Source organism: Gilliamella apicola (assembly GCF_003202655.1).
GTDB classification, from domain to species: domain Bacteria; phylum Pseudomonadota; class Gammaproteobacteria; order Enterobacterales; family Orbaceae; genus Gilliamella; species Gilliamella apicola_R.
This window is the reverse complement of record NZ_QGLR01000011.1, coordinates 14,091-37,797: the sequence shown is the minus strand read 5'-3', so window position 1 is coordinate 37,797 and position 23,707 is coordinate 14,091. Positions and strand designations below refer to the sequence as shown.

The 23,707-nt window shown below is 33.7% G+C and carries 39 protein-coding genes and 4 pseudogenes; 5 read left to right on the top strand and 38 right to left on the bottom strand.

From position 1 onward, the window contains the following. Positions 1-83 precede the first annotated feature (83 nt). The 8 genes from DKK70_RS09540 to DKK70_RS09500 form a co-directional block, all read right to left on the bottom strand. Complete coding sequence (locus DKK70_RS09540) at positions 84-398, bottom strand: hypothetical protein (RefSeq protein ID WP_110433794.1); 315 nt, start codon at positions 396-398, stop codon at positions 84-86. A 799-nt stretch (positions 399-1,197) separates the two neighbouring features. Continuing rightward, on the bottom strand, positions 1,198-1,803 hold the full coding sequence (locus DKK70_RS09530; RefSeq protein WP_110433792.1) for a hypothetical protein: 606 nt from the start codon (positions 1,801-1,803) through the stop codon (positions 1,198-1,200). A gap of 241 nt (positions 1,804-2,044) precedes the next feature. Continuing rightward, complete coding sequence (locus DKK70_RS09525) at positions 2,045-2,515, bottom strand: hypothetical protein (protein WP_110433791.1); 471 nt, start codon at positions 2,513-2,515, stop codon at positions 2,045-2,047. A gap of 20 nt (positions 2,516-2,535) precedes the next feature. Next, positions 2,536-2,664, bottom strand: a complete 129-nt coding sequence (locus DKK70_RS17230; protein WP_258363925.1) for a hypothetical protein — start codon at positions 2,662-2,664, stop codon at positions 2,536-2,538. 626 nt (positions 2,665-3,290) lie between these two features. After that, positions 3,291-3,614: a barstar family protein gene (locus DKK70_RS09515; protein WP_258363934.1), complete on the bottom strand. Its 324-nt coding sequence runs from the start codon at positions 3,612-3,614 to the stop codon at positions 3,291-3,293. A 102-nt stretch (positions 3,615-3,716) separates the two neighbouring features. Continuing rightward, positions 3,717-4,013, bottom strand: a complete 297-nt coding sequence (locus tag DKK70_RS09510; RefSeq protein WP_110433788.1) for a ribonuclease domain-containing protein — start codon at positions 4,011-4,013, stop codon at positions 3,717-3,719. Positions 4,014-4,040: 27 nt separating this feature from the next. Next, positions 4,041-4,406: a hypothetical protein gene (locus DKK70_RS09505; protein ID WP_110433787.1), complete on the bottom strand. Its 366-nt coding sequence runs from the start codon at positions 4,404-4,406 to the stop codon at positions 4,041-4,043. A 54-nt stretch (positions 4,407-4,460) separates the two neighbouring features. Further along, a complete protein-coding gene (locus DKK70_RS09500) occupies positions 4,461-4,697 on the bottom strand; it encodes a VENN motif pre-toxin domain-containing protein (RefSeq protein WP_181415965.1) in 237 nt (78 codons plus the stop codon). 54 nt (positions 4,698-4,751) lie between these two features. Here DKK70_RS09500 and DKK70_RS17560 point away from each other — a divergent pair, with 54 nt between their 5' ends. Further along, positions 4,752-4,820, top strand: coding sequence for a hypothetical protein (locus tag DKK70_RS17560; RefSeq protein ID WP_375334981.1), 69 nt, complete (start codon positions 4,752-4,754; stop codon positions 4,818-4,820). Between the two features lie 138 nt (positions 4,821-4,958). On the opposite strand, the gene DKK70_RS09490 is transcribed toward DKK70_RS17560, so the two are convergent. Continuing rightward, on the bottom strand, positions 4,959-5,429 hold the full coding sequence (locus DKK70_RS09490) for a hypothetical protein (protein WP_110433785.1): 471 nt from the start codon (positions 5,427-5,429) through the stop codon (positions 4,959-4,961). 234 nt (positions 5,430-5,663) lie between these two features. On the opposite strand from DKK70_RS09490, the gene DKK70_RS17555 reads away from it, so the two are divergent. Next, positions 5,664-5,798, top strand: a complete 135-nt coding sequence (locus DKK70_RS17555) for a SymE family type I addiction module toxin (RefSeq protein ID WP_110433784.1) — start codon at positions 5,664-5,666, stop codon at positions 5,796-5,798. A gap of 90 nt (positions 5,799-5,888) precedes the next feature. On the opposite strand, the gene DKK70_RS09480 is transcribed toward DKK70_RS17555, so the two are convergent. The 10 genes and pseudogenes from DKK70_RS09480 to DKK70_RS17225 all read right to left on the bottom strand — a co-directional run bounded on the left by DKK70_RS09480 (position 5,889) and on the right by DKK70_RS17225 (position 11,368). Continuing rightward, a complete protein-coding gene (locus DKK70_RS09480; protein WP_110433783.1) occupies positions 5,889-6,371 on the bottom strand; it encodes a hypothetical protein in 483 nt (160 codons plus the stop codon). Between the two features lie 278 nt (positions 6,372-6,649). Continuing rightward, complete coding sequence (locus DKK70_RS09470; RefSeq protein WP_110433781.1) at positions 6,650-6,886, bottom strand: hypothetical protein; 237 nt, start codon at positions 6,884-6,886, stop codon at positions 6,650-6,652. A gap of 79 nt (positions 6,887-6,965) precedes the next feature. Continuing rightward, positions 6,966-7,142 (bottom strand): annotated as a pseudogene (locus DKK70_RS17550) (TNT domain-containing protein); the annotation flags it as partial. Between the two features lie 457 nt (positions 7,143-7,599). Beyond that, entirely contained in the window at positions 7,600-7,938 is a 339-nt protein-coding gene (locus DKK70_RS09460) for a DUF6572 domain-containing protein (protein WP_110433780.1), read from the bottom strand. A gap of 369 nt (positions 7,939-8,307) precedes the next feature. Continuing rightward, positions 8,308-8,799 carry a hypothetical protein gene (locus DKK70_RS09455; RefSeq protein ID WP_110433779.1) on the bottom strand — a complete coding sequence of 164 codons (492 nt, stop codon included), beginning with the start codon at positions 8,797-8,799 and terminating at the stop codon, positions 8,308-8,310. A gap of 3 nt (positions 8,800-8,802) precedes the next feature. Continuing rightward, a complete protein-coding gene (locus DKK70_RS17545; protein WP_375334980.1) occupies positions 8,803-9,189 on the bottom strand; it encodes an EndoU domain-containing protein in 387 nt (128 codons plus the stop codon). A gap of 137 nt (positions 9,190-9,326) precedes the next feature. After that, the gene (locus DKK70_RS09445; RefSeq protein ID WP_110433778.1) at positions 9,327-9,563 is read right to left on the bottom strand and encodes a hypothetical protein; all 237 of its coding nucleotides are present in this window, start codon (positions 9,561-9,563) and stop codon (positions 9,327-9,329) included. A gap of 79 nt (positions 9,564-9,642) precedes the next feature. Beyond that, a complete protein-coding gene (locus DKK70_RS17540; RefSeq protein WP_110433825.1) occupies positions 9,643-9,810 on the bottom strand; it encodes a TNT domain-containing protein in 168 nt (55 codons plus the stop codon). A 556-nt stretch (positions 9,811-10,366) separates the two neighbouring features. Then, a complete protein-coding gene (locus tag DKK70_RS09435; RefSeq protein WP_110433777.1) occupies positions 10,367-10,771 on the bottom strand; it encodes an Imm7 family immunity protein in 405 nt (134 codons plus the stop codon). 12 nt (positions 10,772-10,783) lie between these two features. Next, positions 10,784-11,368: pseudogene (locus DKK70_RS17225) on the bottom strand (restriction endonuclease fold toxin). Between the two features lie 206 nt (positions 11,369-11,574). Here DKK70_RS17225 and DKK70_RS09425 point away from each other — a divergent pair. Continuing rightward, positions 11,575-11,748, top strand: coding sequence for a SymE family type I addiction module toxin (locus DKK70_RS09425; protein WP_110433776.1), 174 nt, complete (start codon positions 11,575-11,577; stop codon positions 11,746-11,748). 61 nt (positions 11,749-11,809) lie between these two features. Here DKK70_RS09425 and DKK70_RS09420 read toward each other — a convergent pair whose 3' ends face one another. After that, complete coding sequence (locus DKK70_RS09420; RefSeq protein WP_110433775.1) at positions 11,810-12,292, bottom strand: hypothetical protein; 483 nt, start codon at positions 12,290-12,292, stop codon at positions 11,810-11,812. Positions 12,293-12,304: 12 nt separating this feature from the next. Continuing rightward, positions 12,305-12,706, bottom strand: a complete 402-nt coding sequence (locus tag DKK70_RS09415) for a hypothetical protein (RefSeq protein ID WP_110433774.1) — start codon at positions 12,704-12,706, stop codon at positions 12,305-12,307. A gap of 313 nt (positions 12,707-13,019) precedes the next feature. Between DKK70_RS09415 and DKK70_RS17535 the strand changes: the two are divergent. Next, positions 13,020-13,130 (top strand): annotated as a pseudogene (locus DKK70_RS17535) (SymE family type I addiction module toxin); the annotation flags it as partial. Between the two features lie 43 nt (positions 13,131-13,173). Here DKK70_RS17535 and DKK70_RS09405 read toward each other — a convergent pair. From DKK70_RS09405 to DKK70_RS09385, 4 genes are all read right to left on the bottom strand, one after another. Then, positions 13,174-13,563 (bottom strand): hypothetical protein, encoded by a 390-nt coding sequence (locus DKK70_RS09405; RefSeq protein ID WP_110433773.1) that lies wholly within the window; start codon positions 13,561-13,563, stop codon positions 13,174-13,176. A gap of 758 nt (positions 13,564-14,321) precedes the next feature. Continuing rightward, positions 14,322-14,786 (bottom strand): SMI1/KNR4 family protein, encoded by a 465-nt coding sequence (locus DKK70_RS09400; RefSeq protein WP_110433772.1) that lies wholly within the window; start codon positions 14,784-14,786, stop codon positions 14,322-14,324. A gap of 5 nt (positions 14,787-14,791) precedes the next feature. Further along, positions 14,792-15,121, bottom strand: a complete 330-nt coding sequence (locus DKK70_RS09395; RefSeq protein ID WP_219999742.1) for an HNH/ENDO VII family nuclease — start codon at positions 15,119-15,121, stop codon at positions 14,792-14,794. Between the two features lie 490 nt (positions 15,122-15,611). Then, positions 15,612-16,055: a hypothetical protein gene (locus DKK70_RS09385; protein ID WP_110433770.1), complete on the bottom strand. Its 444-nt coding sequence runs from the start codon at positions 16,053-16,055 to the stop codon at positions 15,612-15,614. Positions 16,056-16,189: 134 nt separating this feature from the next. Between DKK70_RS09385 and DKK70_RS17000 the strand changes: the two genes are divergently transcribed. Next, positions 16,190-16,312, top strand: a complete 123-nt coding sequence (locus tag DKK70_RS17000; RefSeq protein ID WP_146210860.1) for a type I toxin-antitoxin system SymE family toxin — start codon at positions 16,190-16,192, stop codon at positions 16,310-16,312. 81 nt (positions 16,313-16,393) lie between these two features. On the opposite strand, the gene DKK70_RS09380 is transcribed toward DKK70_RS17000, so the two are convergent. From DKK70_RS09380 to DKK70_RS09330, 13 genes and pseudogenes are all read right to left on the bottom strand, one after another. Next, positions 16,394-16,723 (bottom strand): DUF6572 domain-containing protein, encoded by a 330-nt coding sequence (locus DKK70_RS09380; RefSeq protein WP_181415964.1) that lies wholly within the window; start codon positions 16,721-16,723, stop codon positions 16,394-16,396. 69 nt (positions 16,724-16,792) lie between these two features. Beyond that, complete coding sequence (locus DKK70_RS16740; RefSeq protein WP_181415963.1) at positions 16,793-16,939, bottom strand: hypothetical protein; 147 nt, start codon at positions 16,937-16,939, stop codon at positions 16,793-16,795. Continuing rightward, a complete protein-coding gene (locus tag DKK70_RS09375; RefSeq protein WP_110433769.1) occupies positions 16,939-17,205 on the bottom strand; it encodes a DUF6862 domain-containing protein in 267 nt (88 codons plus the stop codon). The genes DKK70_RS16740 and DKK70_RS09375 overlap by 1 nt, the downstream gene beginning before the upstream one ends. Positions 17,206-17,301: 96 nt before the next feature. Then, positions 17,302-17,430 (bottom strand): hypothetical protein, encoded by a 129-nt coding sequence (locus DKK70_RS17220; RefSeq protein ID WP_258363924.1) that lies wholly within the window; start codon positions 17,428-17,430, stop codon positions 17,302-17,304. A 210-nt stretch (positions 17,431-17,640) separates the two neighbouring features. Then, positions 17,641-18,030, bottom strand: a complete 390-nt coding sequence (locus tag DKK70_RS09370; RefSeq protein WP_110433768.1) for a DUF596 domain-containing protein — start codon at positions 18,028-18,030, stop codon at positions 17,641-17,643. A 190-nt stretch (positions 18,031-18,220) separates the two neighbouring features. Continuing rightward, positions 18,221-18,802 carry a hypothetical protein gene (locus DKK70_RS16995; RefSeq protein ID WP_219999741.1) on the bottom strand — a complete coding sequence of 194 codons (582 nt, stop codon included), beginning with the start codon at positions 18,800-18,802 and terminating at the stop codon, positions 18,221-18,223. Between the two features lie 81 nt (positions 18,803-18,883). Continuing rightward, complete coding sequence (locus DKK70_RS17215) at positions 18,884-19,012, bottom strand: hypothetical protein (RefSeq protein WP_258363923.1); 129 nt, start codon at positions 19,010-19,012, stop codon at positions 18,884-18,886. Positions 19,013-19,292: 280 nt separating this feature from the next. Further along, positions 19,293-19,514, bottom strand: a complete 222-nt coding sequence (locus DKK70_RS09360; RefSeq protein WP_110433767.1) for an Imm31 family immunity protein — start codon at positions 19,512-19,514, stop codon at positions 19,293-19,295. 11 nt (positions 19,515-19,525) lie between these two features. Beyond that, positions 19,526-20,173 carry a polymorphic toxin type 17 domain-containing protein gene (locus tag DKK70_RS17340; protein WP_309146313.1) on the bottom strand — a complete coding sequence of 216 codons (648 nt, stop codon included), beginning with the start codon at positions 20,171-20,173 and terminating at the stop codon, positions 19,526-19,528. A gap of 817 nt (positions 20,174-20,990) precedes the next feature. Beyond that, a complete protein-coding gene (locus tag DKK70_RS09345; RefSeq protein WP_110433766.1) occupies positions 20,991-21,590 on the bottom strand; it encodes a hypothetical protein in 600 nt (199 codons plus the stop codon). Positions 21,591-21,841: 251 nt separating this feature from the next. Continuing rightward, complete coding sequence (locus tag DKK70_RS09340) at positions 21,842-22,201, bottom strand: hypothetical protein (RefSeq protein ID WP_110433765.1); 360 nt, start codon at positions 22,199-22,201, stop codon at positions 21,842-21,844. Between the two features lie 4 nt (positions 22,202-22,205). Beyond that, positions 22,206-22,531: pseudogene (locus tag DKK70_RS09335) on the bottom strand (hypothetical protein). Between the two features lie 558 nt (positions 22,532-23,089). After that, entirely contained in the window at positions 23,090-23,560 is a 471-nt protein-coding gene (locus DKK70_RS09330) for a hypothetical protein (RefSeq protein ID WP_110433763.1), read from the bottom strand. Positions 23,561-23,707 lie beyond the last annotated feature (147 nt).

Below are 23,707 nucleotides of genomic sequence, written 5' to 3'. Positions count from 1 at the left end.
CAGGCTTATCTCCACTAAATCTAAGTAATAAAAAGAAAAAACACAGATCCCCCCTTCTTGGGGCGAAGAATCTTGATGAACAACTATATTGTATATGGATAACTTATAGAACAATTTACACAAACTAAGGATAAATCTACCCAACCTTGCATCTTTAAATAAAATACCTGATTATCTAGGTTCTTTAATATTTCAAGTTCACCTATATATGCAGGTAAAATATCCTCTTCACCAATATTATTTTGATATTGTAATGTGATAATGTTATTTATATTAATGGTGCAAACCTCTTCGCCATTATCCATATTTAAAATTTCAATAATAGCTTCATTTTTATCTAATTTAATAGAAAAAAACGATAAATTAACGTCAACCAATTTTAAATAATTATCTTTCATATATTATTTATCCTTATTGATAAAATGGTCAGTTGAATGACTTTGATCTTTCAATCTATTAAATTTATATAAAAATCAGAAGCTCATTAACTAAATATTAGTTCCTAAAGGACTGAATATGCTTTCTTATTAAATTTAATTCTTTGTACTGAAACTTCTTTAATGGCATTTTGAAGATTAGATAACATTGTTTGAATTCCTTCAGAAGTACTATGCGATAATCTAATCTATTAAATGTTATATATTGGTTCATATGTTTTATTGCAATTTGATTAATCCAAATAGTTTGACCATTAGTTGTTAATTCAAAAGTCTTAACAATCAATTTTCTTGGCATAGTGGGTTTCGTCGCTTTAACCGAATCTTATATAGTGTTTGTAATTTGATTATTAACTGCAGTACTCGATCCCTTTCCTGCATTAGTGTTTTTAAAAAAGGATATGAGCTACACAAAAATAATTAGATTTTTACTGCTTTGTTACTAGTTAATTAATCTAAATAGATATAGTTTGCCATGATAGTATGATTATTGGTAACCATATGCGTTATATTGTTCACGACCATTACTAACCAAATCCCCTTAAGCTACATTATAATCGAGGCTAAAGATATAACGCTTCGTCTTTATGATTACATTCCAGAAGTTTAAAGCTTAATAAATTACCGACTGATTTAATACGGAATTTCTCATTAAAAAATAATATTTATAAAAATAACAAATTGATAACCTATTATTTCCTTATTTTCAGCTATGACCTAGACAACTTAAACTTCCAGTTTTTAGGGTTGGAGTTAATATTTAATTCTTATACATTTTTGGAAAGTATTCGTTGATTTTATCGTTATCAAACAATCTATCAGTAGTAAAATCAACCGTGTCAGAAGTGGCTACCCCATGTCGAAGTTCTTCTGGAAAATCCTCAATCGAGGCATATATGGTTGGCATTAAATATCTAAAATAATCGCCCATTTTAGTTACTCCCTCATAACCTACCGGGTAATCTTCTCCTTCGATACTGCCTTCAATTCCATGATAAACAAACAATCCCTTTCTTGATGGTAAATTACATTCAACTGGTTTTTGTTGATAATTAGAACGTTGTTGTATAAGTTGTTCAATATCTTTTCTCGTCGCTAAATAATCAAATCTTAAACCGGAATAGAGATCTAATATAGTACAACCACTTTTATTATTAGAGTAATTCTTGAATATTTCTGAGTCTTCCCACATATAATCAGTTAATTGATCTAATAATGATTCTACATTATTGATTGATAAAAGAGCTTTAGGTAAATCACCAAAACAATTATTTACCATCACGGCAACTCGACCAAATTTATCCATTGCAAACCAAGTAAATATTGTTCCAAATTCGGGTTTCCAATCTATATTTAAATTACTCATCTTTATTTACCCTTCGACCATGTTATCTTACAATTTTTGCAAGGTTTTTACTCGTTTTATAAAAATAATTGAGAACTCTATACCGTTTTATTTTCGTTTTGAGCTCTATGATGGCAAAAATATTGATTTGAGAGCACATCTTTCCATATGACATTTTAAATTTTTCAATTCAAGTTGATAAAACTGCTTTATATTTTATAACTAGCTAAATTATCAAGTTCTGAAAAACTTAATTATAATTTTATTCACAGATGATTTCATAAAGTGTATCTGGTGGGGCTTGATATTTTGCAAAATCAGCATGAATAATGTCTCGCATTTCAGTAAACTTTATTTTTTTTATGGTTTCAATTTGATCGCATTCATTTATTGAAACTATCATTTTTGATGCACGAGTAATGGTAATCATGTCAATCAATGTATTAATGAGTATATCTAAACGTTCCTTAGGATCCGGAGGAAAAGCAATATCAGTATCCGGAGCATATTCACAATAATCTATTAAGTAAGTAGCATTAGGATAACCGGGAACATCGCCGATTAAAAAAGTAAATATATTATCATTGGGAATTAAATAGTCAGGATAATTAATTAACCAATCTTTAGAGATTTTTTCTATTCCCAATTGACTATTTTTTATATAGTCAGATAAATTACTTAATTTATTCTGACTTAATATTGGTTCTATATAACCACAAACAAAGCTAGACATATTAACTCTCCTTTTTAGTATTATTTATCTAAAATCCAATCACCTATAGGTTTACCATCTTTATCAATTGTTCTAGAATGGCCTTTATATTTTAATACGTTAAATTTTTCATAATAAGTAATACTTCTAGACTCTTCTGCCTTAAACACTATCACTACACCTTTTATGTCAGCGTTATTAGCGGCAGTAAAATCTATCCACCTTTTCCTGCAACCACCATAATAGGTTGATTATATTTTTTAGATAATAGTTATCTTGATTTGGTTTATTGAGATTTGTTTTGTAAAAATAATTGAGGTGTATGTGCTGTCTTATTGATATTAAGATATGGATGAAGTTGTCATTGTTTGCGGGAATTATGCGTAAAAGAGTTAACTATGGTAAAGGCACACTCTCGCTAAAATCAATCACATGAAAAGCACCAATACAGCTGACCACGGAGCAATTTTATACCTTGTAGATGCCGAACGGCAGGTTTAGCCCCCCCAGAACGCAGCTCACCATTAAGGGGCGCTGGCTGGAGCTGATTTGATGAAGGTTTGGTTATAGCATTTCCGTCCTGCGCTATATTTGTTGTTACACCAGTCCCCTTTCCAAACACTTTTATCGGAAGATCACGATGCAGAACTGAGAAGTAATTCAAAAATGCTAATCTTCTTTTACATATGAATCAAAATAATTAGGATCTTTATCACTCTCAATTAATATTCTTCCACATGAAGGGTATTTATATGATAGCAGAGCTGGAAATAACTGTATAAAACTAATAAAAATATTAATCAATAAGTAATACAAAAAAACCTTTAGCTTTTCCATCTACAACAGTATGTAAAACTTCATCTTGCCAAAAAGGATAAATAGTCTCGCGAAACTCATCCATTATAATACCTTTTTCTTTTGGATAAGAACTCATCATCTGTTCAAAATTTTCAATAATTAATATATATCCATCATATTGATCTATCCATGTTAGATCTCTAATCCAGTCATTGTATGCATCAATACTATTAGTGTTTGTGAAGATATTTTTAGGGATCTTGAAAGCTATAATTATTGCATTCATATAGTCATTAAGTGTACGAATATTTGAACCATCCAGTTTGGCAATATAATAATTTTTTAAATTGTTTTTTTAATAAATTGTTTTTCTTGTCCTTTAGCAATACAAATAGTTTGATTATTCATATTAGTTGTTCTCTATTTAATTAATTTTATGAATGTTTGGTAATAATTGTTTGTATAATTCACTTCCTCTAATTAAACGCTCAGCATCTCTCACTTGACCTACTATTTTATTATTGACATCAAATTCTCTATAAGTAATTGGATTAGCCTTACTATCCACTTTAGGTAATTGATTATCACTATTTTTGAATTTTATACCAGCAGTAGTTCCTAAGGTCTGACCATTAAAATTACCATTCCAACCATTTTTTTCATATTTAGAATATATATTTTGAACATTATCAGGAAGATCATTTAATTTTTCTTCTTTTATTTTACGTTTGGCTTGTTTTTATCATTATCATGAGGATGTAAGCTTACCCCCTCCATCCACCGTGGTTGATTCAGATTGGGTTCCTGCTGATGCTTGACTATCTGAGTTACTATTTGATTCACTTGATAATTGATTAGCCCCTCCGAATCTTTCATAAGTTTTTAATACCGCTTCTTCAAAGTAACTATCTCCAGCAGGATCGACTAATGCTAACCTAATTAAGCTTTGTTGCTCATATGGTAAACCATCTAAAAAGGCTTGTGCCTTCAAGGTACTTAAACCTCTTGCTATTAAGACATCTGCAGCAGTAATGGTAACTGGTTCGCCGAGTGCACTTGGACGAATTACTCGCCAAGCAACCATAGCAATGTGAGCTACCGTATTATTTTCCACCGCATTTTTACCACTACATTTTTACTACGAATAACCGCACTGGTATCACCAAAATTACCACCGCCGGAAGCTACGGCAAGGGCCGAATGCTAGTTGAAACAGTGCGCTGATGGTTTGTTTTTCATCTTCGGTTAACTCGCTGGCATCTTTACCACCATAAAGGGTGTTGATAATTGCTTTACTCGCTAGCTCTCCGCTTACTGCACCAACAACTCCTGATAATGCAGAGTTGCCTTGTAGCTCATCCACTACCGCTCTAAGTATTGCATGGGCAATTAATCGGTTTCCCATTATACCGTTGGCTATCATCCTAACCTTGGTAAAGGTGTTACCGACACACCGCTTATCATTAAAGGCAATTGGCTGAATGAATTTGGATTCACAACAGGACAAACTGTCACTATTACCACTTAAAAAGAAAAGTTAATGATGCACATTTGATAGCACAGCTTTCCATATGGACATTTTAAATTTTTCAATTCAAGTTGAAAAAATTGCTTTATATTTTATAACAAGCTAAATTATCAAGTCCTTAAAAATTTAATTATAATTTTATTCACAGATGATTTCATAAAGTGTATTAGGTGGATTTTGATATTTTGCAAAATCAGCATGAATAACGTCTCGCATTTCAGCGAACTTTATTTTTTTTATGGTTTCTATTTGATTGCACTGAGTCATTGATACAACCATTTTTGACGTATTTGTAATATTGATCATGTCAATTAATGTATTAATAAGAATATCTAAACGCTCTTTAGGGTCTGTAGGGAAATCAATATCAGTATCTGGAGCAAACTCACTATAATCTATTAGATATTCGGCATTAATAGAATTTGGACCATCGGCAATATCAAATATAAACGATTCATTATTTGGTATTAAGTTCGGTGGATAATTGAAGAGTTCTCTTTTATTAATGTCTCGAATATTAAGGCTGCTAGATTTTATGTAATTATTAAATGTACTTTTATAATCTAATTTAGTATTAAGTAATATATAACCATAAACGTCGTTTGACATAATAACTCCTATTTTTTATCTTCAATCCAAGACCTTATTGGCTTACCATCTTTATCAATTTCTCTATAATAGTCTTTATTTTTATATATGTTACCATTGTAATTTATTGATATTAGGATATGAATAAAGTGGTCATAGTTTGCGGCAATTATGTGTAAAAGAGTTAATTATGACTAAGGCACATTCTAAGCTAAAAACCACCATTACTAAAACCAGAACGGTACTCCCCTGCCAATGCGCTGCTTAACAGTCGGTTACAGCCCTAACGGCGGGCACCCCACCCCCAGACCACAACTGACTATTAAAGGATACTGGCTGGAAGTCTCCGGCTTTACTACCGGTCAGACAGTCATCATCGATACGCTGTGAGGGTTGTTGATTATCAGGATTGAGGAGCTGAGATAGGAGTTAAAAGCTAAAATAAAATCCTCACCGATTAGGTGGGGATCATAAATCTAATTAGATAGGTACAGCTTCCTTGGTTCTTAACCATGAGCCTTTTAGTTCATTACATAAATGAGCATCAATAATTTTTTCTATCTCCTGCAAATACTGAATTTTTTCGGGAGCTTCCTTTATTACAAGAGGAACTAATTGATACCAAGCATGTAGTATCCAATCAGGGTTTGTTTCAGCTACTTTTTTAATGTGCTGAAGTAATTTTTTATAACCTAATCCAGATACCGTCGCTTTAATCCAAGGCTTAGCCCCAGAGGCATTTTTTTTTTCTAATCCCATGTCTAAAAACTTTATCAACACACTACGATCCCTAATAACACGCGGGATCAATCTTAGTGAGGATTCTCTAACTACATCAGAATTATGTTTTAACAAAATTTCCATCAAAGCTGAACTTTCATGCTCGGGGAGTTTTCTTAAATAATGAGCTAACTCATTTTCAGCTCTTCCATCAGGAAGCTTATTTATAATATTATTTAGCATTAGGATGCTCCTTAAATTTATCTAATGGTAACCCAGATTGATGAGCATTTTCAGTCTTAAGTTTATAATGACCAGAAGAATTATCAAACTCTTTTAATACACCTCTGGTTCCATCACTCTAGCCAAATCTAATTGAACCAGCATAGTCAACTTGTTGTGCGCCTCTTTATATATCAAAATGACCTGCACGTTCTGTTGAAGATGTTCTGGAGACATATGTTTTTCTATTTGTTGATAAATGATTAGTTCAGTTCTGCGATAAAAATCGCAGAACTGAACTAGTCTTTCCAACCATAGTCATCTTTCATTATTTTATAAAATGCATCACATACATCACTTTCAGAATCATATTCTCCAATATAATTTTTACTGCTCCTTTCAACATAAATTAATTTCCATTTATTGTTTTCGAGTACGATACATAAGCTCATTCCATTTTTAAATCCATTTAAGCTATAAGATATTGATGGTACTTTTTTTTCAATTAAGATTTTTTCTAATGTTTTCAAATCCATTATTTTATTACCTCTTTTATATAACCATTATCTACATACCATTTTATAGCTTTTGATAACTTACATTGCCTTCCCTGACCTAACTGAACCACGATAAAGCTTTACTTTGTGATATATCTTCTAGTGGTTTTATTATTTCATAGACTTCAAAAGGTTTCTCTAATGAAGATGAAGGTATTGCTCGATATTCAAAAGTTGTACCTTCTGAGGATGTATAGTAACCCGTATCATATCCATATCTATCAATCGTTACTTCTGGTTTAAGTGTGTCTTTTTCAACTGGTTCATAAGCTCAACTATTTGGCGGTCATATACCTAAATATTCTTGAACTTTACCCTCTAATTTATTGTATTCCCCAAAAGAGCTAGTATCATTCCCTTTTTGGTTTTCTGTTATATTTTCGACTACATTCTCTTTGGTTGGATCTCTATTTGCACCACCTTATTAAAGATTGCTTAAGTTTGCTATGGGCATTTTCGGTATCACGACTGAGTTCATTAATATCTTTTGTTTGTTTATCTTGGTCTCGAATGATTAACTTACCATCAATATTTGACCTTTTTCCATCGCTTACTTGGTGATGCTCGATGCTGAATCACTGTTTTGGTAAGTCGCCGGCATACCCGGACCGCTGGTACCGCCACTGACCGATACATGAGTGACTTTTTATAATTAAAAAAATCCTAGTTTCTTTGCTGGTACAATATTAATACTAGCAATTATCTGTTTCTTCATATCTTAATCTGATATTAGTAGATGATAAAAGTTCATTTACTTTGTCCAGAAAATTGATACATTCTTGTGGTATTTTATACTGGAAAAAAACTTCTATCAGAAAATCAACTTTTCCCTTAGCTGTTGGAAAACTTTCATATATTTCACCACTTTCAATGAATCTTAAATAACTATTTATCTTTTCTTGTAATAAAAATAAATGATTATTTATTTCATCATTCCATGATAAATGATCTGTTATACCCAAACTAATTACTGATTCATTGTTCTTGAGTATCCCAATCATATCAATTTTATTTGTATCTTCTATTGACATATTATTGATTGCCTTTTATTCATTTGGTCTTATTATTTCAACTTTTGTCGGCGCAATTATTGTTCCACCTTCAAAGTTAGGTTTACCTTCTCCAACGATTACCCCGCCACTTTTTTCTAATTCAGGAAAACCTACTTTCTGATTCTCAGTTAATGGAGCTGTTTGTGAACTTTTGCATTCAATACATGTTATATTTCTTTATTCATCTTTTAACATGATAACGGCTCTAAATGAGGTATCACTTTCAGTTTTAACTGTTATTTCTCTAGCTGATTCAGAGGTTCTATTCGTTTTATATTCATTGTATTTACCTGTTCCCCTAACTCTTTTAAGCTAGTGACAATGTTTAATCTGGTCTGCTCATCCACGTTATTCAAGATAGAAAACTTGATGACTTCCTTCTAAACTATTATAGAGATCAACCGCCTCTTGCCCTTCGGCAATAAACTCTACATCTATCGGAGCAGGTGGATTATTAGGATCTTCGTAGTTCCCTTCTAAAAAGGCTTTATATTGTTCCAGAACATATAAAAGCTGTTCTCTAGTAAGGATCACCTGTTGCTCTTCAACATATTCATTACCAATAAAAACGTAATCGCCGGTAATTAATACCCAATGAGCATTACCAACAGCAAACATGCCGTCCGGTGCTCGACTATTTGCTAAATCGGTTAGATTATTAATCCAGATATTGACTGAGTTAACTGAGTATTGGATTTCATCAAATAGAAAACATGCAATCTCACATACACCGTAACCTTGTTTAGGTGTATATCGAATATTTTCCTCAGGCAACATTCCTGATGGACAGAATCCATCATAAAAATCTATCCAATCAAAATATATTTTTCTATTTTTCATACATTATTTACCCTTATTATAAACCGGCCACGCTGTTGCGCCTGTACCATTAGGTTTTTTGTAATATCCTTCCATTGTTACTCCACTTGAAGACTTTCCTATCCACCTTCCTTTATATTTAGGATGTGGTTTTGAATTTTCAAAAGCACTTTTTATTTCCTTTTCAATTTGACGTTTAGACCAATGCTTAGGGAAGAATGTTGTTTCAGCCTGCTTTTCATACCACTTACCTGTAGCAGGATCTCTGACCGATATATACCCTTTCGTGACACCATTTACATCGGCTTCACCTGTCCACTTATCTACTTTAATATTTGGATCTTTTAAATAATGTCCTCTTGTTCCAACCTTTTTGCCACTTTCATAAGTCTTAATCTCACCATTTAAAATGTGATCGGTATTGATTCTTCAACTTGGGAAGTAGCTCGCATAATTGATAAATAGTTAAACTAATTCTGCGATAGGGCTTGTAGAACTGAGAGTTAATAAGATATATTCATCTATTGTGCTTACTATTATGTTTTCAATTAATTAGTCCAATTGTAGTTTCTTTTCATAATTGCATAGAATTCGCTACAAATTTCATCTTCTGAATTAAAATCACCTATATAGTTTTTACTACCACGATCATTATGAACTAATAGCCATTTTTTATTATCTTGAACAATACAAAGACAATCACCATCTTTAAGTCCATTAAGACTATAGGACATATGGGGAACTTTTTTAACATCTAAAATTTTTTTTAAATCATCTCTATTCATTATTTTATTACCTCTTTTATATAACCATTATCTACATACCATTTTATAGCTTTTGATAACTTACATTGCCTTCCTTGACCTAACTGAACCACGATAAAGCTTTACTTTGTGATATATCTTCTAGTGGTTTTATTATTTCATAGACTTCAAAAGGTTTCTCTAATGAAGATGAAGGTATTGCTCGATATTCAAAAGTTGTACCTTCTGAGGATGTATAGTAACCAGTATCATATCCATACCTATCAATCGTTACTTCTGGTTTAGGTGTGTCTTTTTCAACTGGTCCATAAACTCAACTATTTGGCGGTCATATACCTAAATCTTCTTGAACTTTATCCTCTAATTTTTTGTATTCCCCAAAAGAGCTAGTATCATTCCCTTTTTGGTTTTCTGTTATATTTTCGACTACATTCTCTTTGGTTGGATCTCTATTTGCACCACCTTATTAAAGATTGGCTTAAGTTTGCTATGGGCATTTTCGGTATCATGACTGAGTTCATTAATATCTTGTGTTTGCTTATCTGGGTCTCGAATGATTAACTCACCGTTACTGATTGCCGCATGGGTAATATTCGAGGCCTCATCGTTGTGGTCATAAATGATTGGTTACAGACCCAACGTCTAGCAATTCAACCTTAAACCGCAGCTGACAATTAAAAGTCGCTCGCTGGAAACCTTTGGCTTTACTAATTGTTAGCCAGTAATCATTAATGTCCAACAAGGATTGTTGATTATCGGTAATTGAGGGGCTGAGCTAAGAGGTAAAATAAAATCCCCCACAGGTTAAGTGGGGGGGATTAATTCTATTCCTCATCATCCTCAATCACTGGTATACAAGGCGATAAGAACGGATCTTTTTCTTTTTTAATTTCACCTCTAGCTAAGACAAAAACCTCAAATTCATTAAAAGCATCTTCCGACTCGTCATTTCTAATATATAGTAGTCCATAAGAACCAACTGCTATCTTAGCTACATACTCATAGAGCTTAAAAATATCAATTAATTCCTGAGAAAAATGATTTCTGCATCCACTAACTAATAACTGAGTTACTCTATTTACCTGATGTAATTTTAAAATCCCTAATGAATCATTTATTTTATATTCATTAATAAATACATGTAACTTTTCGAGTACTAAAGAGAGTGCTTTATCATCACTTTCATATGTGGAATCACTTATAGATATCCAACCGTAATATTCAACCATTTAATTACCTTATTATTTTGGGTTAAGAGGTTTAGTATCGATAACAACTTTTACTCCGTAACGGTTACTATATTTATTAAGTTTATTAATTACCGATTCAGACGGTTGCCCCTCAAAGTGATAATATACTGATCTATTTGAATCTTTCGCAGCTTCAAAGGTAGCTTTCATTTGGTCTCTAACACTCTTATTTACTTGCTATAAAGCTGGCTTGATTTGAGCAATGTATATATCACTCATGCTATCAAATTCCCTACCATCATTTGCAAACCTAACTCCTGACTCACCACCTATCCTTTGAGCAAATGCATCTGCTGCATCAGGTTTATTTACTTTAACTAGCCCACCAGAATATTTGTTATTAGATTGAGTAGCAGCTCCAGTCCCCTTTCTAGCATTCTCTAAGCCATTCTCATTTACTATATGCTCATCAAAATTACTGTTTTTATTGTCCTGTTGATTTGCTGCCTGATTATTATTTATATTATCCTTTGTTTCTTTATAATCACCAAATCCTTGCTCAACATTATTTTTACCATACTGATTTTCAAAATATTCTTTGTCTAATTTGTTAACATCAGATAATGCCTCATCCAATTTACCTGCTTTATTAGCATCTGAAATAACTTTATCTAATTTATTGATAAGTTTTTCTGTCTTACCTACATTTCCCAATCCTTTAGACGGTGTAATTATACCAATTAACAATGCCGCTGAATTCTCTAGGGCTATCTGATCACCATCAGCAGCTTTAACAAAATTATCTTTAATTGCATCCCATGCTTGGCCGTTAATGATCGATTATGCAGCGTTCGCTACGGTTTGATTTGCTTTTCTCAGTTGGTTATAGCCTCAACGGCGGGCAACCCAACCCAAGACCACAGCTCATCGTTAAAGGACGCTGGCTTGAGCAGCTTGGCTTTTATGTCGGACAGGCTGTCGTGGTGAAAATTGAGCGCAACAAGTTAATTATTTAACTTGCGATGCAGCTCTAAAAAGCAATAAAAGATCGCCGTTGGTAAAAGCGGGGATTAATGCTTATTCAACAGGTGCTAATGAAACTGCCATTTCTAGCACTATATCTAAATAGATCTTTTCTCCATTAGCCCCACTTCTTTTCAACTCATCACGAGCATAAATAATATTAACTTTGGATCCGACTCTAAAAAGCTTTTTATCATCTTCTTTTATATAGTTATAAATACCTTCTTCACATACTGATCCATCATCTAATAATAAACTGAAGCTGTTATCTATCAATGATGGATCTTGTCCGGCGACATAGGTTCTAGTTATAATTCCTGAAATAAATAGTAAAGGCATTTTATTTTGCTCAATACTATTCCACCATTCTTGGGAGCCAAAAAGACCACTAGTACCTTTAAGACCCATATTAGGTCTTGAATGATCCATTGTGAGAGCTTGAGTTAAAGTGATCTTTTCTGGATTAGCTTGTAACTCTTCAGAAAGAAGATATACCAATTTCATAGGCACTTTTGTATTTTCTAACTTTAATAGCATAATTCTTTACTTTTATTGCACTTTTTCAAAATGGACAATATTATTATTAAAAATTTCCATTCCTTTACCTTGCCCAAGTTGGGTCGTCATTTGCCCACCTTCAACTTTAAAACGGGTATTGGTATCCATCCATTTTCCTGTTTGAGTTGACATACTCGGCAGTTGTTTTGCTGCCTGATTATTATTTATATTATCCTTTGTTTCTTTATAATTTCCACCACCTTGGTGAACGTTTTCTTTTCCATATACTGATTCAAAATAATCTTTATCTAATTTTCCCGTTATATTACTAGTTTTACTTTCATTAGCCGTTAATAATTTGCTTACTTTTAATGCTCTATTTATTATAGATAAAGTAAAATTCCCTTCAAAACCATTAATAATTATCATTATTCCAATGGTTTTACCGGCCATTACTTTAGCTTCTTCATCACTGTAACCAAAACTGTTAAAACTTACTACATATCCATTATAAATAGCACGGAATTAATTTGCTGCTGATGATGTTTTGTTTTGTCTAGTCTGCTCATCCTCTTTATTAAAGACAGGTTTTAGTTTGCTATGGGAATTTTCGGTATCATGACTGAGTTCATTAATATCTTGTGTTTGCTTATCTGGGTCACGAATGATTAGCTCGCCGTCACAAATTGCCGCATGGGTAATAATCGAGGGGGCGTAAATGGTAGATCATAGCCTCAACGGCGGGTAACCCAACCCCAAACCGCAACTCACCATAAAGGGGCACTGGCTGAAGCAACTTGGGTTTTATCCCGGATTACCTGTCACCATTAAGATTGAGCAGAATAAGTTAATTATTGAACTTGCTATGCGGCTCTAAAAGATAATTAAGTCAGATCCCCACTGGGTGGAGATCTGACTATCTACCACCATTTAGGATAATTAGTAAATTCATTTCTGATTAATGAATAAACATCATCAGTAATCTTACTACTATAGGTAGCCGTCATAACGTTTCCTTCTGGATCTTGTCTCTTAACTGACCATGCAAACTCTATAAACTCATGTTTTTTTATTATTTTTATAATAAAAACATCATTCATATCATGTAACACTGCGCTTTCTCTCTTATTAAGTCCTTTAGAGAAAAGATCCCAAACATTACAATCAATCCAAATTTCACCACTGTATGCTAAATGATGAGTAAACTGTTTCATATTAATATCAATTTTAAATTTAATTGATGGTAAATAATTATCTATCTCTATCTCATCAAAAAATATTTTGATAGGATCATTTAAATTAATACTCATTAACACCCCTTTTATTTAACTGGTCGAGTGTGAATTACAGCAGGAAGATCACCTAGTTTTTTAGGTGGTGCTAACTTTAATTCCCAACCATCAATTGTGATTAATTTATTATATTCAATGCCACTTTTTGTAGCTATATTGAGAGCAGCCTGTAAACTATTAAATTGTTTCTCACAGCCTCTGGTGTATAGTTTTTAGCCGTGAACTGAGCATATTCTGCGATATGTTCTGTTCCCTTTCCATAAATCCACATTTTTTGCCCATTACCCATTTTACCATCTTGGGAGTCTTTACCGGCATCTTTATGAATAGTGCGTTCAAGCTCTTTAACCTGTTCTCCTAACTCTTTTAAGCTAGTGACAAAGTTTAATTTGGTCTGCTCATCCTCTTTATTAAAGATTGGTTTGAGTTTGCTATGGGCATTTTCAGTATCATGACTGAGTTCATTAATATCTTGTATTTGTTTATCTTGGTCACGAATGATTAACTCACCGTCACTGATTGCCGCGTGGGCAATATTCGAGGCTTCATCGTTGTGGTCGTAAATGGTTGGTTACAGACCCAACGTCTAGCAATTCAACCTTAAACCGCAACTGACTATTAAACACCGCTGACTGGAAGTCTTCGGCTTTACCACCGGTCAGCTAGTCATCATTGATGCGCAGCAGGGGTTGTTGATTATCAGGATTGGGGGGCTGAGCTAAGAGGTAAAACAAGATCACCCACGGGTTAGGTGGGGATTGCTTTTAAATCGTAACTCACTCTATATTTGCCTTTATCCTTTTATATAAAAATTCATAAAAGTCAATAGCATATTCGCTTCCAGTTCCTTGACCCAAACGAAAAAAAATTGGGCATTCATTTTTATTTTTTTTGTTGTAATTAAAATAAAATTCTTCTCCAAAATCAGTTCTGCTTACAACCACTTCGTTTTTGCCATGAAGATTATCTCTAATATCAATTATATAGTTATAAACAATATCGCCGCCTATAGCACTCTTAAAATCCATTTCATAGATACTAAAAATTTCTTCTCCATTTATATCTCCACCACCATATTCGACAAGAAACCATTTATATGATTCACTAAAAGGAACATGAAGATAACTTTCAGCTTTATTTATCCATTCATTACTTGGAGCATTATTAGAGGAACCGAAATGGACTATGTCACTATTTTCATCAATGAGTTGAACTAGTTCTTTTTTTGTTATTTTTTTCATATTAATTACCTATATGTTGATGCTCTATTTTCCCAATATTGTTTCTTCCATGCATTGAACTCACCTCTATTAATACCTGAGGGGATAGTATTTGGATTTACATGAATAATAGCACTATTTTGTTGATGAAATGACTGTGTAACCTCTGCGATAGGAACACTCGGTTTTTGAGTCATATGATGCAAATTAATGGGCCTACCATCAGTACCTATAGGTGCTAATCCATCAGCCATACGTTCTACATTTGTTCCTGTTACTTTTTGCCCCTTGACCTTCCAAAAGCTTACCGTATTAGGATCAAATAAATCATTACGTTGATACATTTTAATTACCATTAAATTCGGCTAGCTCATTTGCCCAATATTGGCGTTATTGTCCAAAATATTTTGCTGCATCAGCTTGGGTCGCAGCATCTGCTTTGATTACTTGGCTTGTCATCCCCTTTCCAGCATTCGATTTACTGGAAAATTACTAAGCCAAGCTAAATAGTTCTATTGTTAATATATTGCTTGCAATTGGTGACGTTGGAGATATTTATCCAGTGGTACACAATGTAACTATTGATAGCCGAATGTTTTATGTTTTTACCCTCTGTGGGTAACTCATTATCTGTATAAAACAACTCACTGTTAGTACTAAAAATATCACGCTCCCGCAGCATAAACACTTTCAGATAATACAATGCTTCATAAGTTATTAATTCATTAAATATATGATTTTTTGCTGCAAGCAGAAGAGTGTTCAAAAAGATAACTAGCATTAGTAATTCCATATGAGCTCTTTATGTTTTGTCAGCAGTCATATCCTTTTCAGGTTTTGTTCCAATTAAAGGTTATTTGCAATATATTTTGTTAGATTATTTAGGTCATCAAATGCTAGAGAACCAAATTCTGGTTCATACTCAGAAAAGTATTCTTCAGGCAACAGTCCTTTATCTCCTGCTAATGGTGCTATTTCCGTTATGCGAAATGGTCTAATAACCCAGTTTGTTCCTGGTAAATTTTCCCGTTTATGTTCATGAAGTTCCCACTTAATAAAACCCGAATAGTTCCTTATAAGAAGTTTCAATTTATTAATAATTTCTTCTGACTCATTTTCAAATCGAAATGCTACATATGGAGGAACATTTGAACAGTCTTTTATTTCTAATTGATTATTGACTCTTATTTGTGGATATCGCTGATTATAACGTCTCCATTCAAGAGGACTAACCTCTTCGATTATATTTAACAGATTCCCCTCACAGTCAGGTATTTTATATGTAGACATTTTATTTCTTTTCTTTCCTTTCCCATCGGCAACATCTAAAAGTTTTTCTGCAATTTCAGAACAATCTATTCCTGAACATTTAGCTAGGTTTTTAAATCTATCACTAACTAGCGCATCTGCGACGGATTGATTTGGTGGAAATTCAGCAGCGACTACTACGCCAAGTATTCATCAAAGGCAATTGGCTGAATGAACTCAGTTTTACCACAGGTCAATCCATCACCATTATCACTAAAAAAGGAAAATTAATTGTCTAACTTGCGAAGTAGATTGTATTGTTGATAAATAATCAGTTTAGTTCTGCAATAAAGATCAGCAGAGCCGAACTAATACAAATATCAACCAATTTCATATTCAACTACTGTATTAATTGGTAAAACAACCTCATTGACTGATTGTAAAAAATTGATACATTCATCTGGTATTTGGTACTTAAAGTATATTTTTATCAAAAATTTTTCTCTACCTTTAGCTACGGGAAAATACTTATAAATATTCCCACTCTCGATTATACTTATATAACTATTTAATTTTTGTTGTAATTTATATAAGTGAGTCTCATAAGGAAAATCCCATGATAAGTGATCTGTTAAACCTAACTCAACATAATGGCTGTTGTTTTTAGGTATCCCAATCATATCAAGTTTATTTATATCTTCTATTGACATATTATTGATTGCCTTTTATTCATTTGGTCTTATTATTTCAACTTTTGTTAGTGGAATTATTGTTCCGCCTTAAAATCCTGATTTAACTTCCTCAACGATTATCGCGCCACTTTTTTCTAATTCAGGAAAACCTACTTTGTGATTCTCAGTTAATCGAGCTGTTTGTGAACTTTTGCATTCAATACATATTATATTTCCTTGTTCATCTTTTAACATTATATCGACTCTAAATGAGGTGTCACTTTCAGTTTTAATTGATAAGCTTTATCTAACTCTGCTATAGCAACACTGCATTCTGTGGATTTTATGTTGTGGCAAGCTATAATTAAAACTTGGTTTTTATAATAATTTAAGGCATTTAGTGCAGTAATCAAATCTTCTAATTCTTGTTTTCGTTCATCAGAAGCATTTAGTAAGCCTTTCTTGATTAACTCTAATTCAGCTTGTGCATCTTTTCTTTTTTTATCCGCTGATGCACTCAAATAATTATTCTGAGCCGCATTTTTACTACTACTAATAGCTGTACTGGCATCACCAAAATTACCACCGCCGGCAGCTACTGCCAGACCGGATGCTAGTTAAGATAGTGCTCTGAGGATTTGTTTTTCTGCTTCGGTTAAATCTTTGACTTCTTTACCATACAGTTGTTTGCGGATGATATCTGCTGCAACTTCACCTATCACAGCACCGGTTCCACCCGATAGCACTGAGGTATCTTGCAGCTCAGCGACTACTGCACCAAGTATTGCATGGATAACTAACCTCGCGGTTTCGTTATCACCAGCTTGTATCTTTATCTGTTCAGCTAACCATGGTGCACTGGCGCCAGCAAGGCCGCCGGTGATAATTTAATTTGTTAAGTTTATTCCTTAATAGATATGGAATTTTGTTGTTGAGCTTAGCAAGAAAAGCTTATATTAGGTCCATTCTAATGTCCCATCATTTCGAACCCATACTGCTTCAGCAGGGCAAGATTTATCATAAAACCAATAATCATCCATTAAGTGTTGAGAGTCAAACATTTCATCCTCATTGTTAGGAAACGCATCATGAAATATTTTTAGCTGCTCATCAATTGTACCGGTCAACATATGCCCTTTTTTTGCCAATTTAAGATGTCCTTCATTCAATAATCTTTGTACAAAATAAAAAAATAATTCTTTTCTTGTTTGAAAAGGTAATTGATCTCCTGAAAAATTTAATGATGGAATCATATTTGGTGCTATATATGCCCACAATCCAGTAAAAGATTGAAACGCTGCAAATTTAACGATTTCCTCGTATTCTTCTTGCTTAAGTTTATTCATATATAATTTCTACTTTATTTTTTTAGACCACTATATAATCTTGTTAAATTTGGGCTATTTCTAATATCAATAGTCCAACGAGCTCCTGTTTTGTCCACTGAGCTTGATACATTTCTTAATGTAATAGTTGTCCCATCTTGTAATTTAGCTGTATAAATACCATCTCTAGTTTTTGTTAAAGGTTGTCCCGCTATTCTTCTGCATAATTATAGATTTGTCTATCCGTTAAATTTTGGCTTTCATAAATTCTTGTTGTATAACGATTACTTCCAGGTCCTTGTTGGATGGTTTGTCCATCAATTTTTAAATCAGTTTTAGGATTATCCTTATCAAAAACATCTTTTAGTTCATCAAATCTTTCTTGTTGCCTTTGTTTCTGATTATTTTCATTCTTCTTATTATTGTCATCATCAGGCGGTAATATTGGCGCGCCACCTACCGAAGTAGCTTCTGAGTTGTTTAATTCATTATTTGATGATTCATTATAAATCTTGTCCCCCCATGTTTCAGTACCAAACATGATAGGTGCTAATCCTTTTTTTGCTAGAATTTGTGCATCTAACCAAGCTACTTGTTCCGGTGAAAGTTCCTTAATTTTTTCCGGATCTCTACTCTTACCTGCATCCATTGCCTCTTGAATTTGGTCATTTGTTAGGCCAAAGTTAACACCTAATTGTGCAAGACCATTTCGACAGGTTGCATTTTTCATGCAAAACTCATAGCCTTTTTCTAATCCTTTGAGTATAGGTTTGGCCAAACCATTATTTTCCACCGCATTTTTACTACTACTAATAGCCGCACTGGCATCACCAACACTACCACCGCCGGCAGCTACTGCCAGACCGGATGCTAGTTAAGATAGTGCGCTGAGGATTTGTTTTTCTGCTTCGGTTAAATCTTTGACTTCTTTGCCATACAGTTGTTTGCGGATGATATCTGCTGCAACTTCACCTATCACAGCACCGGTTCCACCCGATAGCACTGAGGTATCTTGCAGCTCAGCGACTACTGCACCAAGTATTGCATGGGCAATTAAGTTGCCGGCAATATCATCGGTTTGCCATTTACCATCTTTATCTAGATGCCCAGTGTACAGTTTTATCTGCTCAGCTAGCCATGGCGCACTGGCTAGAGCAGATTAGCTTTTATTCCGGCCTGTCCGTGATTATTAAAGTTGAGCAGAATAAGTTAATTATTGAACTTGCGATACAGATCTAAAAAGTAAAAAGATCCCCCTCGGTTGGCGGGGATAGTGTGCTAACTCAGTAAAAATCTTCTCGTTTGAATTTTTTACCTGTAGGAATAAGATCTTCTTTATCAAAACAATCTATTGTATCTTTATCATGCAATAACACTGCATACCCATACAAAATATCATCTTCCTCACTAACCCCCATAACTACACCTTTCCTCCCAGAATATTGTTTATGCTTGGTAGTAGGAAGAACTTCAACTTCTGAATAAAAATCAATTTTATCTTTCATCGTAATCTCAACTATTTATGCGTTATTTTTCCATCTAAAGATACGTTTAAATGTGAACCATCACGACTTGCCCAACCAAGCTGCGATCTGCCTTTAGATGAAAACTGAACATCCCATTCAAAAGCCTGACCAACTGTACGAGAAGGCCCCTTTACCCATTCGTTTCCGAATTTAACAAGATACCGATTATTAGGGCCTCTAGGTAATGGGTTTGTGGGTGAATATGTCTCTGCTAGTATAAATCTTATCTTCCCTTCTGTTAGTAATTGAACATAGTTTACTTTCCCTTTAATTGACCAAGGTTGAGCAGTGCCCGTAGTACCAGTCGGATTAAATGGAGGTTCATCTACATAATTGAGAACCTTATTTCTTGCTTGTATTGTCCCTACCGTCCCTTTTCCTGCTTCCGTTCCCGAACAAACTTCATTCAACCCTAAAGGATCTATCCGAGAGATTGGGTTAGCCACGTAACTATAGGCATTTTCACCCCCCGCTAAACCAACCGGGTGTTGACTAATGTAACGTGCACAGTGTGGGTCATAGTAACGGTATCGATTATAATGTAATCCCGATTCTTCATCAAAATATTGTCTCGGCAGTCGCAACGGTTGGGGTACCGTTTGATAGTCAATCGCTAAGTTACTATAAGACTTATACACCGCACTCCATACAATCTCCCTCTGAGCCGTCAATAACTCCTGCAGTGTCCTCAGTCGTAGTAAATCTCACCACCCCGTCGCCGACCATTAATTTGTGCCAATGGCCTAAAACCATGACTATAAGGTACATACACATAACTTCGACACCTCAGTTGTTCACTTTATCGTGTTCATTATTGACCACAGACGGGGAAATTGGCATCATCAGCATGACATTCAGTAAGTAGTTTATCATCAAGCCAAAAGAATAGGGTTTTATCACCGGTTTGCATATCCGTTTTACTAATCCGCCGTCCAAGGGCATCATAAGTATAACAATAACTACTGACAACCGTTTCATGGAATTGCGGGTCATGCGCATCATGGTAATGACGGATTTTCTTAAACTCGATTAATCGATGCTGACCATCCCAAGTAAAGCTGTGCTCGGTATGCTGGCGTTTACTACGACACTCACGAATCAGATTACCAAATTCATCATACTGATAATGCCGTCAGCCAGTCATCATCTATGCGCAGCAAGGGTTGTTGGTTATCAGGATTGAGGATCTGAGCTAGGAGTTAAAAGCTAAAACAAAATCCCCGTGGGTTAAGGCGGTGATTAAGGAAAAAACATGAGTAAAAAATTAGATATTCGCCGCTTTATTAATAGCAAATTAATCGAGATAGCTCTAGAAGACCATGGGTAGCATGATTATTGGTAAACATATACGTTATATTATTTTCTATCCTTCTTAACTCAATACCCATAAGTTACATTACCATCGAGGTTAGAGATATCACGCTTCGACTGTTTGATTAGGCTTAGCGTATATCTTTATTTCTTATACATTCTCGGAAAGTATTCGTTGATTTTATCATTATCAAGTAATCTATCATTGGTAAAATCAACCGTGTCAGAAACAGCTATTCCATGGCGGATTTCTTCTGGAAAATCCTCAATTGAGGCATATACAGTTGGCATTAAATATCTAAAGTAATCGCCCATTTTAGTTTTGCCATCATAACCAACAGGGTAATCTTCTCCTTCAACACTACCTTCAATTCCATGATAAACAAAAAAACCTTTTCGTGATGGTAAATTAATTTCACTCAATTCTTTGGGCTGTTTAGCATTTACCCAATCTTCAATTTCTTTTCTAGATTTTGTATTCCTATGAACAAGAGAGGAATACAAATCTAATATTGTTTGACCTCTTTTATTGGGAGGATAGTTAATGAACTTTTCTGATTCTTCCCATTTATATTCATTAAGCTCATCTAATAAGCTTTCAAAATTATCAATTGATAAAAGCGCATTGGGTAACCAGCCCCAACAATTATTGACCATTACTGCAACTCGACCTAATTTATCCATTGCAAACCAAGTAAAAATTGTCCCAAAACCAGGTTCCCAATTTATATTTAATATACTCATATTTATTTATCCTTCGCCCACGTTATCTGGCAATTTTCACATCGAGAAATGAGAGCATTATCAGGGATATGATTTTTACCCTAAACTTCTCAAGGTTTTACTGCATTTGTAAATTTATATTTTTAGGATTAGAACCCATTCGAATTAATTTATCAGCAGCAGACACCTCTGCACAAGCACCTGCTTTATTTTTACAAAAACTAGTAAATTCTCCTATTTTAAAACCTAATTGAGATTCAATGTATTCTATCTCAACTCTGTTGATAGCGTTCGTCTTGAACAATATAAGGTTCGGCAATTTCGTTCCAAACAACCTGTGCCATTTTTTGCCACTCTGTTGGATTTTCCTGTTTTGCTATGTAGTCCCTAATTAATCTTACTGACTGGTTGAATTGTTCTTTATTCAATTCAACAAATGAATAAAATTTTAAATATTCACCTTCTTCTGATTTTATGATTTCATGTAATTGAGGATAATCAGGTAAAAATACGGCATCAAGTAAATCACCAAATGCATCCCAATAACTGCTATTGACAAACCCTCCTGTTCTCTCAAAATTGGATTCCCTTTGTTCTTTATCATTCCAACCAATAAATAAACTTGCACCCATGTTATTACCTCACAATTATAATTTTATCTTGCTGTGTCTTAGGCAGAGTTTTTATATAGTCCATAAATATCTTTTGGTTAGATGGTGTGAGTACTCTAAAATCGACAGGCACAAAGTCAGCTTTTTTAGATGTTCCTGAATAACTATTTTATCATTACCTATACTCATATTTTTCTCATAATACTTATTTAATCCATCAATTTCTTTTTGCGACAACTTATCAGTCGTATAAATAGCATCTATAGTTTTACCTTTATTTGGAACTGCGGTAATTATAAAGCCTGGAGACGTACCCGAAGTTGCACCTTTAGGTGGTGTATAACGCTCCATCTGCTCAAGTTGAGCTGCTAATGCCGCTTCGACAGGTTTTAATTAAGTCTTTACCGGCATCTTTATGAATAATGCGTTCGAGCTCTTTTACCTGTTCGCCTAACTCTTTTAAACTAGTGACAGTTTAATCTGGTCTGCTCATCCTCTTTATTAAAGATTGGTTTTAGTTTGCTATGGGCATTTTCAGTATCATGACTGAGTTCATTGATATCTTGTATTTGCTTACCTGAGTCACGAATGATTAACTCACCGTCACTAATTGCCTCATGGGTAATATTCGAAGCTTCATCGTTGTGGTCATAAATGGTTGGTTGGCCACTGGTCGGTGAAAAAACATTGCTACCAACAACTATTCTAATTGGTTGATTATATTTTTTAGATAATAGTTATTTCGAGTTCGTTTATTGAAGTGTATTTGTAAAGATAAATAGAAAGATGCCAATTTGATAGCACAGCTTTCCATATGAACATTTTAAGTTTTTCAATTCAAGTTGATAAAACTGCTTTATATTTTATAACAAGCTAAATTATCAAGTTCTTAAAAACTTAATTATAATTTTATTCACAGATGATTTCATAAAGTGTATCTGGTGGGGCTTGATATTTTGCAAAATCAGCATGAATAACGTCTCGCATTTCAGCGAACTTTATTTTTTTTATGGTTTCGATTTGATCGCACTCATTCATTGAAACCACCATTTTTGAAGCATCGGTAATGGTAATCATGTCAATCAATGTATTAATAAGTATATTTAAGCGTTCCTTAGGATCCGGAGGGAAACCAATATCAGCATCTGGTGCATATTCCCCATAATCTGTTAAATAAGTAGAATTAGGATAACCGGGAGCATCGCCGATTAAAAAAGTAAATATATTATCATTGGGAATTAAATAGTCAGGGTAATGAACTAACCAATCTTTGGAGATTTTTTCTATTCCCAATTTGCTATTTTTTATATAGTCAGATAAGCTTTTTAATTTATTCTGACTTAATATTGGTTCTATATAGCCATAAACAAAGCTAGACATATTAACTCTCCTTTTTAGTATTATTTATCTAAAATCCAATCTCTTATAGGCTTACCACCTTTATCAAAATGATTCTATAATCTTTATTTTTAAATATGTTACTTTTTTCGTAATAATAAATAATACTTCTAGAATCCTCTGCTTTTA

Excerpts from the sequence above, each read along its gene's own strand:
- DKK70_RS09540 (WP_110433794.1), bottom strand. The coding sequence starts at position 398 with ATGAAAGATAATTATTTAAAATTGGTTGACGTTAATTTATCGTTTTTT.
- DKK70_RS09530 (WP_110433792.1), bottom strand. The coding sequence starts at position 1,803 with ATGAGTAATTTAAATATAGATTGGAAACCCGAATTTGGAACAATATTT.
- DKK70_RS09525 (WP_110433791.1), bottom strand. The coding sequence starts at position 2,515 with ATGTCTAGCTTTGTTTGTGGTTATATAGAACCAATATTAAGTCAGAAT.
- DKK70_RS09500 (WP_181415965.1), bottom strand. The coding sequence starts at position 4,697 with ATGGGAAACCGATTAATTGCCCATGCAATACTTAGAGCGGTAGTGGAT.
- DKK70_RS09490 (WP_110433785.1), bottom strand. The coding sequence starts at position 5,429 with ATGTCAAACGACGTTTATGGTTATATATTACTTAATACTAAATTAGAT.
- DKK70_RS17555 (WP_110433784.1), top strand. The coding sequence starts at position 5,664 with ATGCGCTGCTTAACAGTCGGTTACAGCCCTAACGGCGGGCACCCCACC.
- DKK70_RS09480 (WP_110433783.1), bottom strand. The coding sequence starts at position 6,371 with ATGCTAAATAATATTATAAATAAGCTTCCTGATGGAAGAGCTGAAAAT.
- DKK70_RS09470 (WP_110433781.1), bottom strand. The coding sequence starts at position 6,886 with ATGGATTTGAAAACATTAGAAAAAATCTTAATTGAAAAAAAAGTACCA.
- DKK70_RS09460 (WP_110433780.1), bottom strand. The coding sequence starts at position 7,938 with ATGTCAATAGAAGATACAAATAAAATTGATATGATTGGGATACTCAAG.
- DKK70_RS09455 (WP_110433779.1), bottom strand. The coding sequence starts at position 8,799 with ATGAAAAATAGAAAAATATATTTTGATTGGATAGATTTTTATGATGGA.
- DKK70_RS09445 (WP_110433778.1), bottom strand. The coding sequence starts at position 9,563 with ATGAATAGAGATGATTTAAAAAAAATTTTAGATGTTAAAAAAGTTCCC.
- DKK70_RS09435 (WP_110433777.1), bottom strand. The coding sequence starts at position 10,771 with ATGGTTGAATATTACGGTTGGATATCTATAAGTGATTCCACATATGAA.
- DKK70_RS09425 (WP_110433776.1), top strand. The coding sequence starts at position 11,575 with ATGCAGCGTTCGCTACGGTTTGATTTGCTTTTCTCAGTTGGTTATAGC.
- DKK70_RS09420 (WP_110433775.1), bottom strand. The coding sequence starts at position 12,292 with ATGCTATTAAAGTTAGAAAATACAAAAGTGCCTATGAAATTGGTATAT.
- DKK70_RS09415 (WP_110433774.1), bottom strand. The coding sequence starts at position 12,706 with ATGGCCGGTAAAACCATTGGAATAATGATAATTATTAATGGTTTTGAA.
- DKK70_RS09405 (WP_110433773.1), bottom strand. The coding sequence starts at position 13,563 with ATGAGTATTAATTTAAATGATCCTATCAAAATATTTTTTGATGAGATA.
- DKK70_RS09400 (WP_110433772.1), bottom strand. The coding sequence starts at position 14,786 with ATGAAAAAAATAACAAAAAAAGAACTAGTTCAACTCATTGATGAAAAT.
- DKK70_RS09395 (WP_219999742.1), bottom strand. The coding sequence starts at position 15,121 with ATGGTAATTAAAATGTATCAACGTAATGATTTATTTGATCCTAATACG.
- DKK70_RS09385 (WP_110433770.1), bottom strand. The coding sequence starts at position 16,055 with ATGTCTACATATAAAATACCTGACTGTGAGGGGAATCTGTTAAATATA.
- DKK70_RS09380 (WP_181415964.1), bottom strand. The coding sequence starts at position 16,723 with ATGTCAATAGAAGATATAAATAAACTTGATATGATTGGGATACCTAAA.
- DKK70_RS16740 (WP_181415963.1), bottom strand. The coding sequence starts at position 16,939 with ATGTTAAAAGATGAACAAGGAAATATAATATGTATTGAATGCAAAAGT.
- DKK70_RS09370 (WP_110433768.1), bottom strand. The coding sequence starts at position 18,030 with ATGAATAAACTTAAGCAAGAAGAATACGAGGAAATCGTTAAATTTGCA.
- DKK70_RS09360 (WP_110433767.1), bottom strand. The coding sequence starts at position 19,514 with ATGAAAGATAAAATTGATTTTTATTCAGAAGTTGAAGTTCTTCCTACT.
- DKK70_RS09345 (WP_110433766.1), bottom strand. The coding sequence starts at position 21,590 with ATGAGTATATTAAATATAAATTGGGAACCTGGTTTTGGGACAATTTTT.
- DKK70_RS09340 (WP_110433765.1), bottom strand. The coding sequence starts at position 22,201 with ATGGGTGCAAGTTTATTTATTGGTTGGAATGATAAAGAACAAAGGGAA.
- DKK70_RS09330 (WP_110433763.1), bottom strand. The coding sequence starts at position 23,560 with ATGTCTAGCTTTGTTTATGGCTATATAGAACCAATATTAAGTCAGAAT.